The sequence below is a fragment of the Mesorhizobium caraganae genome (genome assembly GCF_016836705.1).
In the GTDB taxonomy this organism is placed as follows: domain Bacteria; phylum Pseudomonadota; class Alphaproteobacteria; order Rhizobiales; family Rhizobiaceae; genus Mesorhizobium; species Mesorhizobium caraganae.
Map to the genome: position 1 here is coordinate 117623 of NZ_JAFCGY010000016.1, position 12620 is coordinate 130242.

General features: G+C 62.0%; 11 protein-coding genes. 7 read left to right on the top strand and 4 right to left on the bottom strand.

Features of this window, described 5'->3' with window-relative positions:
- Positions 1-167 precede the first annotated feature (167 nt).
- The 5 genes from JQK88_RS23655 (at position 168) to JQK88_RS23675 (ending at position 5513) form a co-directional block, all read left to right on the top strand.
- Positions 168-968, top strand: a complete 801-nt coding sequence (locus JQK88_RS23655; protein WP_203279590.1) for a class I SAM-dependent methyltransferase — start codon at positions 168-170, stop codon at positions 966-968.
- Between the two features lie 27 nt (positions 969-995).
- On the top strand, positions 996-1661 hold the full coding sequence (gene betI, locus JQK88_RS23660; RefSeq protein ID WP_203279591.1) for a transcriptional regulator BetI: 666 nt from the start codon (positions 996-998) through the stop codon (positions 1659-1661).
- A 55-nt stretch (positions 1662-1716) separates the two neighbouring features.
- Positions 1717-2799: an ABC transporter substrate-binding protein gene (locus tag JQK88_RS23665; protein WP_203279592.1), complete on the top strand. Its 1083-nt coding sequence runs from the start codon at positions 1717-1719 to the stop codon at positions 2797-2799.
- A gap of 330 nt (positions 2800-3129) precedes the next feature.
- Positions 3130-4206, top strand: a complete 1077-nt coding sequence (locus JQK88_RS23670; protein WP_192259374.1) for an extracellular solute-binding protein — start codon at positions 3130-3132, stop codon at positions 4204-4206.
- Positions 4203-5513, top strand: coding sequence for a flavin monoamine oxidase family protein (locus JQK88_RS23675; RefSeq protein ID WP_210388368.1), 1311 nt, complete (start codon positions 4203-4205; stop codon positions 5511-5513). The genes JQK88_RS23670 and JQK88_RS23675 overlap by 4 nt, the downstream gene beginning before the upstream one ends.
- Here the strand turns inward: JQK88_RS23675 and JQK88_RS23680 are convergent.
- Genes JQK88_RS23680 through JQK88_RS23690 form a run of 3 tightly spaced genes read right to left on the bottom strand, consistent with a single transcriptional unit; the run spans position 5477 to position 8326 of the window.
- Positions 5477-6550 carry an ABC transporter ATP-binding protein gene (locus JQK88_RS23680; protein ID WP_203279601.1) on the bottom strand — a complete coding sequence of 358 codons (1074 nt, stop codon included), beginning with the start codon at positions 6548-6550 and terminating at the stop codon, positions 5477-5479. The two genes, JQK88_RS23675 and JQK88_RS23680, sit on opposite strands and share 37 nt — an antisense overlap.
- Positions 6551-6587: 37 nt before the next feature.
- A complete protein-coding gene (locus JQK88_RS23685; RefSeq protein WP_203279593.1) occupies positions 6588-7412 on the bottom strand; it encodes an ABC transporter permease in 825 nt (274 codons plus the stop codon).
- Positions 7409-8326 (bottom strand): ABC transporter permease, encoded by a 918-nt coding sequence (locus JQK88_RS23690; protein ID WP_203279594.1) that lies wholly within the window; start codon positions 8324-8326, stop codon positions 7409-7411. The genes JQK88_RS23685 and JQK88_RS23690 overlap by 4 nt, the downstream gene beginning before the upstream one ends.
- A gap of 316 nt (positions 8327-8642) precedes the next feature.
- Between JQK88_RS23690 and JQK88_RS23695 the strand changes: the two genes are divergently transcribed.
- Positions 8643-10055, top strand: coding sequence for an aminotransferase (locus JQK88_RS23695; protein WP_203279595.1), 1413 nt, complete (start codon positions 8643-8645; stop codon positions 10053-10055).
- 205 nt (positions 10056-10260) lie between these two features.
- Here JQK88_RS23695 and JQK88_RS23700 read toward each other — a convergent pair whose 3' ends face one another.
- Positions 10261-11463: an aromatic ring-hydroxylating oxygenase subunit alpha gene (locus JQK88_RS23700; RefSeq protein WP_203279596.1), complete on the bottom strand. Its 1203-nt coding sequence runs from the start codon at positions 11461-11463 to the stop codon at positions 10261-10263.
- 516 nt (positions 11464-11979) lie between these two features.
- Here JQK88_RS23700 and JQK88_RS23705 point away from each other — a divergent pair.
- On the top strand, positions 11980-12360 hold the full coding sequence (locus tag JQK88_RS23705) for a hypothetical protein (protein ID WP_192259380.1): 381 nt from the start codon (positions 11980-11982) through the stop codon (positions 12358-12360).
- Positions 12361-12620 lie beyond the last annotated feature (260 nt).

Below are 12620 nucleotides of genomic sequence, written 5' to 3' on the forward strand. Positions count from 1 at the left end.
TTTTTGCGTGGTCTGTTCCCGAATGTGCGGAATTTGGCATGGCAGTCGCCATTTTGTCCAGCCATATTGAATGAATGTTCAACAAATGGTCTTGCGTTTTCTCTGGCATGCGCTACGTTTTGCCGGCAATCGAACGTGTTGAATTCGGCTGACGGGACCGAGGTTCGATGATCGAAGCGGCAGATGCCGAGCCGGAATATGACGACACCGCCATCCGCTTCCTCGAGGCGCTGTGGAGCGAGGGTTATCTGTCGCCGGGCGGACCTGATGAGGTCGACCGGGTGATCGAAGGGCTCTCGCTGAAGGGCAAGACCATTCTCGATATTGGCTGCGGCTCAGGCGGCATCGCGTTGCATCTGGTCGAGCGCCACGGCGCTGCCCATGCCACCGGCTTCGACATCGAGCGGCCGGTGATCGAGGCGGCCAGGAAGCGCGCCGCCGCGCGCGAGCTTTCAGACCGCGCAAGCTTCATCCAGGCGCCGCCGGGGCCGCTGCCTTTTGCCGATGCTTCGTTCGATGTCGTCTTCTCCAAGGATGCGCTTTTGCATGTGCCCGACAAGGACGCGCTGTTTGCCGAGATTTTTCGCGTCCTGAAACAGGGCGGTGTCTTTGCCGCCTCCGACTGGTTGATCGGCCATGACGGCGAACCGTCACCTGACATGAAGGCCTATGTCGCGGCTGAGGGTCTGTCCTTCGCCATGGCGTCGCCGGCGCGCTATGCGCAGGCGATGCAGCGCGCCGGCTTTGCCGATGTGGTCGTTAAGGACCGCAATCCCTGGTATCGCGAGGTCGCGCGCGGCGAGCTGGAAAGGCTGAAAGGCCCGCTCTACGGGACCGTGGCGGCCGCGGTTGGGGCCGCCTATGTCGACAAGAACATACGAACCTGGGAAGCCATGCAGAAGGTGCTTGACAGTGGTGAGCACCGTCCCACTCATCTTCGCGGGTGGAAGCCGGCTATGCTGGGATAGCCGGCAATGTGGAGCATGACGGCACCGATGAAAGCTGCAGCGCGCGAAGAGCGGTCCTCCGACACGTCTGGAAAAACCGAACCGGAAAAACGCGGCCGCAAGGCGTCGAAGGAGGTCAGGCAGCAGCAACTAATCGAGGCGACCATCGATTCGCTGGCCAAGCGCGGCTATGCGGAGACAACAATGGCCGATGTCGCCGATGGCGCCGGCCTGTCGCGCGGCATCGTCAACTTTCATTTCGAGAGCAAGGAGAAGCTGCTGATCGCCACGCTGCAGTATATGTATGACGAGTATTCGGCACATTGGCGTGCTGCCCTGCAGAAAGCCGGTGATGATCCGGCCCGCCAATTGCAGGTGCTGGTTTGGGCCGACTTCGACCGCTCGATCTGCAACAAGCGCAAGCTCGCCGCCTGGCTCGCTTTCTGGGGCGAGGCCAAGTCGCGGCCGGTCTATCAGGCGCTGAGCAGTTCCCGCGACGCGTATTACCAGCAGGTCTTCATCGATCTCTGCGCGACGCTCAAAGAGAGCGGCGGCTATGCCTATGAGCCGCAGGTGATGGCGCTGGCGCTGTCGGCCATGCTGGAAGGGCTATGGCTGCGGCTGATGATGGGAACCGAAGACACCACGCGCGAAACCGCGCTGCAAGCCGCGAATGCGTTCCTCGCGGCGGCCTTTCCCAAGCACTACGGATAACCAGAAGCCGGCCAGTCGAGCCGGCGACGCAACGACAAGAGAGGATGGAACAGCAATGAAAAGACTAACCAGACGTCTGACGCTGACATTGGCGCTGACGGCAACGCTTGCGGCTTCGGCCGCAGCGCTAGCGGTCGCCGCCGACAAGGACCTGATCGTGTTCGACTGGTCCGGCTATGAGGATCCGAGCTTCCACCCGAAATATGTCGAGAAGAGCGGCGACTCGCCGACCTTCGCTTTTTTCGGCGACGAGGACGAAGCCTTCGAGAAGGTGCGCTCCGGCTTCAAGGCCGATCTTGGCCATCCCTGTTCGCAGAGCGTGACCAAATGGCGTGAAGCCGGACTGCTGCAGCCGCTCGACACGTCGAAGATCACCGGCTGGAAGGACCTCAATCCCGGCATCATGGCGATGAAGGATCTGGCCACCACATCGGATGGCAAGGCGTGGTTCATGCCGTGGGATTGGGGAAATACCCAGCTCACCTACAACTCCGACAAGATCGACGCGAAGGATGTGCAATCGCTAAAGGCCTTCGCCGATCCCAAATTCAAGGGGCGGGTTTCGATCGGCGATAATGTCGACGACGCCTATGCGCTGGCCAGCCTTGCCATCGGGCTGAAGGACTGGACCAAGATGACGGATGACCAGTTCAAGCAGGCTTCCGACTTCTTGCGGCAGGTGCACAAGAATGTCCGTTCCTATTGGACCGACACCACCGATATCGTGCAGCTCCTCTCCGGCGGCGAGGTTGACCTGGCCTGGGCGTGGAACGACGCGACGGTCCAGTCCGTGGCGGCCGGCGTGCCGATCAAGTCCAGCAAGGACACGGATGAAGGCATTTCGACCTGGGTCTGCGGCTATGTGCTGTTCAAGGACGCGCCCGGCAACATCGACAAGGCCTATGACTATCTGAACGCCGTCAACGATCCGGAGACGGCCAAGGTGCTGGTCAAGGACTGGGGCTATGGCCAGGCGAACGCCAAAGGCATGGCCGGTGTCGACCAGGCGATCCTGAAGGAAAAGGGCTATGACGACGTCCAGAAATTCGTCGACAAGACGCTGTTCCAGTCGCCCCTGCCGTCCGACCTCAAGCTCAAGATGATCGCCGAATTCGAGAAGATCAAAGCGGGGTATTGAGCTGGGCTGGTGCGTTTGATGCAGGTGCGTTAGGCCAGATATGGAATGCTCGTTTTCTTTTCCGAGCGTTTGTGCTGCCCCTCACCTGCCTGTCGGCATCCTCTCCCCGTATAGTGACGGGGAGAGGGGTGCTGTCATCGATGATTTCGCCAATCTCCAGCGTTGCAAGAAATAGTGCCGAGGATGCGGTCAGCCCTTTCTCCCCGTTGCTATACGGGGAGAAATGTCCGGCAGGACAATGAGGGGCGGCGCCGGCTTTTGCAGGCTCGCCAAAACCGGGGAATTCTCCTAACCTCGCCTGAGATCCTTGCGACGGGGGAGTTTCGCACCATGAATTCCATGCTTCGCCGCCTTGCCCTTGCCGGCGCCTTCGCATTGGGCGCCGGCGCCGTGCTGGCTTATGCCGAGGGCGGTGGCGACCTCGTCGTGTTCGACTGGTCGGGTTATGAGGATCCGCTGCTGCATCCCGACTACACCGCCAAATACGGCGCCGAGCCGACCTTCGCTTTCTTCGGCGACGAGGACGAAGCCTTCGAGAAGATGCGGGCCGGCTTCAAGGCCGACATCGCCCACCCCTGCTCGCAAAGCGTGACCAAATGGCGTGCGGCCGGCATCCTGCAGCCGCTCGATACCTCCAGGATCGCCGGCTGGAAGGACCTCAATCCCGGCATCATGGCGATGAAGGATCTCGCCGTCACCGCTGACGGCAAGGCCTGGTTCATGCCGTTCGACTGGGGCAACACCTCGCTGCTCTATCGCACCGACAAGGTGACGGCTGAGGAGGCGCAATCACTGAGGATTTTTGCCGATCCTAAATTCAAGGGCCGCGTCACCATCGGCGACAATGTCGACGATGCCTATGCGCTGGCAAGCCTGGTCGTCGGCCTCAAGGACTGGACCAAGATGACCGACGCGCAGTTCCTGGAGGCGTCCGCCTTCCTGCGCGACGTGCACAAGAATGTCCGCTTCTACTGGACCGACGATACCGATCTCAACCAGGCCTTTACAGGCAATGAGGTCGACCTCGTCTGGGGCTGGAACGAGACCTTCGTGACGCTCAAGGGCCAAGGCATGCCAATCGCCATGAACCGCGACACCAAGGAAGGCATTTCGACCTGGGTGTGCGGCTATGTGCTGATGAAGGACGCGCCGGGCAAGCTTGACCAGGCCTATGATTTCCTGAGTGCGGTCAACGCGCATGCCGTGTCCGATTATCTGGTCAAGACCTTCGGTTACGGTCACGGCAACAGCGCCGGCATGGCGGCGATCGACCATCAGGTGCTGACCGACCGCGGCTTCGACAATCTCGACAAGTTCCTCGACAAGACGCTGTTCCAACAGCCGGTGCCGCCAGAGCTCAAGCAGCGCATGGTCACCGAATTCGAGAAGATCAAGGCCGGCTATTGAGCGACAAGACCGAAAGAACCGACGTCGTCATCGTCGGCGCCGGTTTCACCGGGCTGTCGGCCGCGCTTGTGCTGAAGCAAGCCGGCATCGATGTCGTGCTGCTCGAAGCGCGCGACCGTGTCGGCGGCAGGGTAGAAGCGGTTCGCAACGGGCTTGGCGAACGGATCGACAGCGGCGGTCAGTTTTTCTGCGAAGACATGCCGGAGGTGACGGCGCTGGCGGCGGCCCGGGGCAAGGCCTTCGTCGAGACCTATGTGGATGGCGATTTCATCACCCATCCGTCGCTGTCGGTCGAACAGGCCGAGCGGACCTATTACGGCGCGATGGCGATCCGCGAGCGCATGAATGCGATCGAGCCGGACGACCCTGCGATCGCCGGCATGAGCGTTGCCACCTGGCTTGAACATCAGCCTGATCCCACTGACGCCAAGACGGCTTTCCGGTCGATGATCGAAGGCCTGTGGTGCCTGGCGATGGACAAGGTGCCGCTGTGGCACCTGATCGACAATGACCGCCGCATCACCAACGAGGTGCCGGAACTGCAATATTCGCTGCGCGAGACCATGCAGTCGCTGGCCGAGGATCTGGCTGGCGATCTCGGTGGCCGGGTGCGGTTGAACGAACCGGTCACGCGCATCGAGCACGGACCGCATGGCGTTCGTGTCGTCTCGGCCGGTAGCGTCATAGAGGCGCGAAAAGTGCTGGTCGCGCTTCCGCCGGCAACGGCCGCGAAGCTCGATTTCGCGCCGGCCTTGCCGTCGGTCCTCGAGAAGGCGCTTGGCGTCTGGGAAAGCGGCGCGGTGATCAAGCTGCTCGTGCGCTATCCCAAGCCGTTCTGGCGCGATCGCGATCTGTGCGGCATGGTGATGTGGCGCGATTTGCCGGGCCTGTTCGCCTGTGACGCCAGCAAGGATATCGACCACGCCGCACTCGTCGTCTTCGTCGGCGGCCCGCTGGCACTGCGCTGGCGCCCACTCGACGATGCTGCGCTGCGCGCGGAAGTAACGGCAAGGCTGGTGAGCGCCCTTGGTCCGGACGCGGCCGACATTATCGATTTCAGCCAGCGCGACTGGATCCAGGACCGCTGGAGCGGCGGCGCCTACAGCGACCTCATTGTCGATGTAACGGCACGGGATGCCGAACACACGATCCGCGCCGGCGCGGCTCCTGTCCATTTCGCATCGTCGGAACTGTCGCCGTCTTTTCCGGGCTATGTCGAAGGTGCGATCGTGATGGGGCGGATCGCTGCCAAAGAGATCGTAACCGAGCTTCAGTCCGCCATGGCCACCAAAGCCTCGGGATCGTAAGCAAGGCGGATGGAGGTGCCGACCGGGATATCGTCGGCGCCGAAATCATTGGTCTCGGTCACCGACAGCGGCTTTTCCAATCCGGGTATCTCGACGATCAGATGGGTGATCTCGCCAAAATAATGGCGCTCGACCACCTTGCCGGCGACCTCGAATTTGGCCGTCGCATTGTCCCACAGCACACGCAGGCGCTCCGGCCTGATGCCGAGCGTGGCACCGCCGCCATTGCGCACGAAGGCCTTCGGCTTGTCGGTCCTGACGCGACCGAAGCCCAGCGTGTCGACGACCAGCGAGGCGGCATTCTCCTCGACGATCTCAGCCTTGACGAAGTTCATGCCGCCGAGGAAGTCGGCGACCTGGCGGTTGACCGGCCGCTGGTAGATTTCCTTGGGCGAGGCGACCTGCGCGATCTTGCCGCCGAACATCACGGCGATGCGGTCGGACATTGCCAGCGCCTCATACTGGTCGTGGGTGACGAGCACGAAGGTGATGCCGACCGCCTGCTGCAGCCGGCGCAACTCGACCTGCATCTGCTCTCGCAATTTCTTGTCGAGAGCCGACAGCGGCTCGTCGAGCAACAGCACCTTGGGCCGCATCACCAAAGCGCGAGCGAGCGCCACGCGTTGGCGCTGGCCGCCTGAAAGCTCGGTGGCGAGCCGCTTGCCGAGGCCTGTCAGCGACACTTGCGCCAGCGCCTCCTCGACGCGGCGCGTTTCTTCGGTTCCGCCAAGCTTCAGCCGCTTCAGCCCATAGGCGACATTCTGCTCGACGTTGAGATGCGGGAAGATGGCGTAGCTCTGGAACACCATGTTGGTCGGCCGGCGGTTGGCCGGGATGCCTTCCATCGACTGGCCGCCGACCGAGATCGAACCGCTGGTCGGGTTGTCGAAACCGGCGATCATGCGCAGCAGCGTGGTCTTGCCGCAGCCGGAGGGACCGAGCAGCGAAAAGAACTCGCCTTCCCTGATGGTCAGAGTCGCGTCGTCGAGCGCCTTGAAGGCGCCGTAGCTGCGGGTGACGCTGCGGATCTCGATCATCGCTCGGTCGGTTTGGGGCCGTTCGGCCTGGGTTGGCTCAGGCATAGAGGCCTCCCTCGTTCTGGGTGCGCCTGGCCGCACGGCGGCGCAGGATCTCGGCAACGGTCATCAAGACAAAGGAGGCAACCAAGAGCAGCGTGCCCAGCGCCAGCACGCCCGGCAGCTTGGCGGCGAAGCGCAGCTGGCCCCAGATATAGATCGGCAGCGTCGTCTCGGTTCCGGTCAGGAAGAAGGCGATGACGAACTCGTCGAGCGAGATGGTGAAGCAGACGAGCAGGCTGGAAATGATCGCCGGCGCCACCATCGGCAGCGTCACCCGCCGGAAGGTGCCGAAGGCGCTCTCGCCGAGATCGGCGGAGGCCTCTTCAAGGCTGCGGTCGAAACCTTCGAAACCCGCGGTCAGAACCGTCATCGAATAGGGGATGCAGATCAGGACATGGCCGAGCACGACGGTGAACAGCGACAGGCTGAGGCCGAGCTGCAGCATGACCAGCAGCATGGAGATGGCGAGGATGATTTCCGGCAGCACCAGCGGCGCCATGATCAGGCCGTTGATGGTGCGGCGTCCGGGATAGCGATAGCGGGTGATCGAGCGGGCAGCGAGGATGCCGAGCAACGTCGCCAGCACCGATGCCGAGACACCGACGATCAGGCTGTTCCAGGCGGCATCAAGCAGCGCCGGCGTCTTGGGCAGGTCTTCGTACCATTTCAGCGTATAGCCGGTGAGGGGAAACTTCGGCGTCGGCGCGGTGTTGATCGAGAAGATCGGCAGGAAGATCACGGGCAGATAGAGAAAGACGATGTAGAGGAAGGCGTAGGCGGTCAGCCAGCCGCCGGCAAAAAAGCGCCGCATCGCCGTCATCGCGCCAGCCTCTGAATGGCGCGGATGATGAGCACCGTGGCGCCTGCCATCAGCGACACGACCAGCATGGTGGTGACCGAAAGTGCCGCGCCGAGCGGCCAGTTGGCGGCCTTGCCGAATTGCGCCTGGATGGCATTGGCGATCATCACGCCGTCCTTGCCGCCGACCAACTTCGGGGTGACGTAATCGCCGACCGTCGGGATCATGACGATGAGCGCCGCCGAAATGACGCCAGGCGCCGACAGCGGCAGCGTCACCCGCAGGAAGGAGTGCAGCGGACCGTCGCCGAGATCGGTGGCCGCTTCGACCAGCGTGCGGTCGACCTTCTCCAGCGAGACGAAGATCGGCAGGATGGCGAAGGCCGCCCAGGCATGGGTCAGCGTGATGATGACGGCGCTGGAATTGTAGAGGAGTGCCGTCGACGGTTCGTCGATGATGCCGAGGCCCATCAGACCGGAATTGAGCACGCCATTATAACCGAGGATCACCTTCCACGACATCACGCGCAGCAGATAGCTGGTCCAGAACGGGATGGTAATCAGGAACAGCCACAGGCTCTTGTGGCGGCCGCCGTGGAACGAGATGAAATAGGCAATCGGATAGGCGAGGATGACGGTGAAGAAGCTTACCGTCAGCGAGATGTAGAGCGAGCGCCAGAGGAGATCGCGGTAGATCGGCTCGGTCAGCGCGATGCGGTAGTTTTCCAGTGTAAAAGTGTGGTCGATGGTGAGGTAGTGCTGCGTCCAGAACGAATGGGCGAGCACCACCAGGATCGGCAGCACAAGCAGGATCAAAGCGTAGACGAAGGTCGGGCTGATCAGGGCAAAGCCCTGAACGGATTCGGACTGCAGAAGGGCGTTTCGCCTAGCCCGCGTCATGCCGAACGCGGGCGACCGTTCGGCAGCCGCTGTCATTGCAGCGCTCCGGGCGTGATCTCGGTTGCTGGCTCGAACTGTTCCGCCATGCGACTCCCATTGACCGGGCCGGCTGCCTGTTCCCAATTTTTGCGGAGCGCGATCGAACCAAAGCCTATGACCGCTTTTGGTGGCCGCGCTCCAAGCTTGCCGGCTTTCTTTCATCATGAGCGCATCCGTGGATTGAAATCAAGCGCTATTTGTGTAATATTGATTGAATGGACATTCAAAATGAAGTTAAGAAAGCCCGCTTTTCAACGCTTGGCGCTTCGTTTCGTGTCCGGCGAAAATTGCGTTCCAGACCTGCGAGGCAATGATGGCGGCTGCAAGAGACCTAAGAGCGATGGAGATGGCTGGTGACGACGATGCGGTCGAGCTCGCCAAGCGCCATCTTGTCCAGCCCTGGCCTTATGCCGGCTCGGTCGGCAATGAAGCACGTGCGCTGATCGGCGAAGGCGACGGCATCTACATCACCGATGTGACAGGCAAGCGGCTGATCGACGGACCTGCCGGAATGTGGTGCATCAATATCGGCCACCGCCGCGAGGAACTGGCCCGGGTGATGTACGACCAGGCGATGATGCTGTCCTACAACACGCCCTGGTACACGATGAATGCGCCCTCCGCCGAACTCGCCAAGCGCATTGCCGATCATGCACCGGGCGATCTCAGCCATACCTTCTTCACCACCGGCGGTTCGTCGGCTGTCGAGACGGCGCTGCGTTTCATGCAGTTCCACAACAATGTGCGCGGACGGCCGGAAAAGAAGCTGATCCTCAGCCGCGGCGGCGCCTATCACGGCTCGACCTATCTGTCGGCGTCGCTCAATGGTCGGCCGCGCGACCGCGACTGGATGGACGGCGCCGACGATCTGGTGGTCAAACTGTCCTCGCCCGACCCGTTCCGGCGGCTGAAAGGCATCGATATCGCCGCCTTCACCGATTTCCTGGTCGATCAGTTCCGCGACACGGTCGCCCGCGTCGGGCCTGAGAAGATCGGCGCTTTCGTCGGCGAGCCGGTCCAGGCATCGGGTGGCGTCGTCGTGCCGCCGGATGGCTATCTCAAGCGCATCCGCGAGATCTGCAGGGACAACGACATCCTCTATATCTCCGACGAGGTGGTGACCGGCTTCGGCCGGCTCGGCCATGTCTTTGCCTCCGGCGACGTGTTCGGCATCGACCCCGACATGATCACCTTCGCCAAGGGCGTCACCTCAGGCTATTTCCCGCTCGGCGGCGTCATCATCTCGGAGCGGCTGCTTCAGGAAATGCGCCGCTCCAACCATCCCGACGCGCTGTTCGGCCATGGCCTGACCTACACAAGCCATCCGATCGGCTGCGCGGTGGCGCTGAAGAACCTCGACATCCTCGAAGACAGCGTGCTTGCCCATACGCGCGAGGTCGCGCCCTATTTCCAGGCGCGGCTGAAGACGCTCGAGGAACTGCCGCTGGTCGGCGAAGTCCGCGGCATGGGGCTGATGGGCTGCGTCGAATGCGTCGCCGACCGCGAAAGCAAGGACCCGCTGCAGCTCGACAAGGATGTCGGCAAACGCATCGACGCGCACTGCCATGAACTCGGCCTTTTGGTGCGGCCGCTGATCAACATGTGCGTGATGTCGCCGCCGCTGATCATTACGCGCGCGCAGATCGACGACATGGTGGCGATCCTGCGCGAAGGCATTTTGCGGACCATGGATGATCTGAGGAAAGAAGGGGTCTGGCAGGGGTGATAGGCTAATCTCCCCCCTTGTGGGGGAGATGCCCGGCAGGGCAGAGGGGGGCGCTGTCCCGCCGCCTTCTCTGCTGCTCCACAGCGCATGTTCGCTAGTTCGCGAGTGATCGCAAGGTAGGAAAGGCTCGCGATCCTTCGCGCCCCCCTCTGTCCTGCCGGACATCTCCCCCACGAGGGGGGAGATTGGCAATTTCGTCGCCGCGCTACCCCCGCGACCTCAGCGCGTCGTTCAGCGACCACATGTCCTTTTCCTCAGGTGCCGTCTCCAGGCCCAGAACCGGAATCTGCTTGCGCAGATGGTCGTGGTGGGTGCGCACGCCATATTCGAGGTCGGAGAGATAAAAGCCCTCGAAGGCGTCTGAAATCATCGACTCGTTCGACCATACCGAAAGCTGCACATCCTCGTTCATGGTGTCGCGGTCGATGCGGTAGGCAAGATAGCGGGCCGCGGCCTGTTCGCGCGTCTCGTCGGGGTAGCGGTAGATGGCGCCGCGCAGCAGCGTCTGCCCGGTCGACAGCGGGAACTCCTGATAGAACTGCACCGATTCCGGCATGATCGACAGCGCGTTGTTGGGGAAGATGCCGTAATAGATCCAGGCCCTGCGCAGATGCTCCGGCAGATGCGACGCGTCGGGCGCAAGCTTGATGTACTCGCGCACGCTCCAGCGCCGTCCCGCATGCGGATTGTAGGTGGCGAAGGAGCGCGACACGCCGTTGATGAACGGCTCGTCGAAATAGGTCGCACCGTAGAGATCCTGCAGCGCCGGATGCGCCATGGCGACGTGGTAGCCTTCGTTGTCGACGTCGCGCACCGACTTCCAGTTAACCGGCGACTTCTGCGTCCAGATTCCCCAGGACGGCACCATCTCGGCCACATTGTAGTGAGCCATCTCTGCTTCGATCGGCTTCAGCAGTTCGGCCACCGAAGGCTGTGGGCCGCCCTTGCGAAAGCGGATGAAGATAAAGCCCATCCAGACTTCGAGGTCGAGCGGCATCAGGCCGAATTCGGTCTTGTCGAGTTCGGGGAAGGAGCGCGGGCGGGCGGCGCCGCGCAGCGTGCCGTCTAGATTGTAGACCCAGCCATGGAAGGGGCAGACCAGCGCGTTCTTGCAGGTGCCCTGGCTGTCGGCGACGACGCGGCTGCCGCGATGCCGGCACATATTGTTGAAGGCGCGCACGACGCCATCCTTGCCGCGCACGATCAGCGCCCGCTCGCCGACCACGTCCATGGTCAGATAGTCGCCGGCATTCGGCACGTCGGAGATATGGCCGGCGATCTGCCAATGATTTCGGAAGACGTATTCCTTCTCGAGTTCGAGAAGCGCGTCGGAATGATAAGCCCAGCCCGGCAGGCCCCGCCGGTCCCAATCATTGGGGATCGCCACGTCACGGAGGTGCGAGTTCATAGAAAGCTCTTTTTTGTTGAATACTCATTCAATAAAATCACATTTTGCGTTGAAATGCAATGGTTTGTGGAAATCAGGAGGTTTCTCAATAGTGTAGTCGAGCCAGCTCGGAGCCGGCTCGATCGAAGAAAATCCCGGAAAATCCGGGCGTTAGCCCAGGTCGTGAAATGGCCGTCTCGCATACGGATTTGGACGCGCCGGATCGAAAAAAAGCGGCCCTGTCCAGAAATGAAAAAATGCCTGCCGTCGCAAATTCAATCCGCAGTGTGAGCTTGTTCATAGTTTGACTGGCCAGCAGTAGGCTTTGCTGCGTTCACGGCCCGCCTGTCGTCAACGTTTTGATTGCGCGCATGAAACAGCACCGCAAACGAACCCTGCCGTCGGCACATGACCGGATTTGCCCGGACATGCCCGAATTTCTTGTTTCAAGCCTGTTACGCGGGCAAGCCAAGCGCATCATTCGCCCGTTACCAGGCGCGTTTAAGTTCGTTTCATAAGAAATCGAAGGGGAGCAACATGTATACGAAAGCCGAGATCGCCAGCAATGAACGGCGCGCCAAACTGGCACTGCGCCAGCGCGCCAGCGACCATCCGGTGGTGATGTTCTCGATGCTGGGCGCCTGCGCGCTTGCCGTCCTGTTCCTGACGCCGGCTTCCGGTCCGGCCTTTGCATCGCTCAACCCGCCGGCCAATGTCGTCGATGGCGCGCCGACCACCATCAAGACCGCCCGGCTGCCGGTGCCGGAAATCGATTTTGCCTGCAAGGGCCAGGCCTGGGGCGCCGAGAGCGCGGAGTGCCTGCGTGTCATCGCCGCCCAGTCCGGCGTGCACAAGGCGCGTGCCATCCGCATGATCGCCAACGCCGCGCCGCTGACCACGACACCCAACGTTTTTTGAACCTCCCGAGCGCTTCCTCCCGCGCTCTTTCGTGGCTCCCGCCGCCCTGCCGGTCGGGAGCCTCTTTTTTTTCGGATCTATTGATATTCAGGTGATGCCGGCCTGCGAACGATGGGCTCCTGCGCTTCCGGTACTCATATGTGGACGGCCCCCTGCTTGCAAGGCTTGGTGAGATAGTTTGATCGGATCGCTTGCGCTCATATGTCCGGCCTTTTGCGCGCGGATATCTGAGCGCGGGCCTAGATGGGCTACACGGATGG

Coding starts and splice junctions, on each gene's coding strand:
- JQK88_RS23695 (WP_203279595.1), top strand. CDS start 8,643: ATGGCGGCTGCAAGAGACCTAAGAGCGATGGAGATGGCTGGTGACGAC.
- JQK88_RS23705 (WP_192259380.1), top strand. CDS start 11,980: ATGTATACGAAAGCCGAGATCGCCAGCAATGAACGGCGCGCCAAACTG.
- JQK88_RS23670 (WP_192259374.1), top strand. CDS start 3,130: ATGAATTCCATGCTTCGCCGCCTTGCCCTTGCCGGCGCCTTCGCATTG.
- JQK88_RS23700 (WP_203279596.1), bottom strand. CDS start 11,463: ATGAACTCGCACCTCCGTGACGTGGCGATCCCCAATGATTGGGACCGG.
- JQK88_RS23680 (WP_203279601.1), bottom strand. CDS start 6,550: ATGATCGAGATCCGCAGCGTCACCCGCAGCTACGGCGCCTTCAAGGCG.
- JQK88_RS23655 (WP_203279590.1), top strand. CDS start 168: ATGATCGAAGCGGCAGATGCCGAGCCGGAATATGACGACACCGCCATC.
- JQK88_RS23665 (WP_203279592.1), top strand. CDS start 1,717: ATGAAAAGACTAACCAGACGTCTGACGCTGACATTGGCGCTGACGGCA.
- JQK88_RS23685 (WP_203279593.1), bottom strand. CDS start 7,412: ATGACGGCGATGCGGCGCTTTTTTGCCGGCGGCTGGCTGACCGCCTAC.
- betI (WP_203279591.1), top strand. CDS start 996: ATGAAAGCTGCAGCGCGCGAAGAGCGGTCCTCCGACACGTCTGGAAAA.
- JQK88_RS23690 (WP_203279594.1), bottom strand. CDS start 8,326: ATGACAGCGGCTGCCGAACGGTCGCCCGCGTTCGGCATGACGCGGGCT.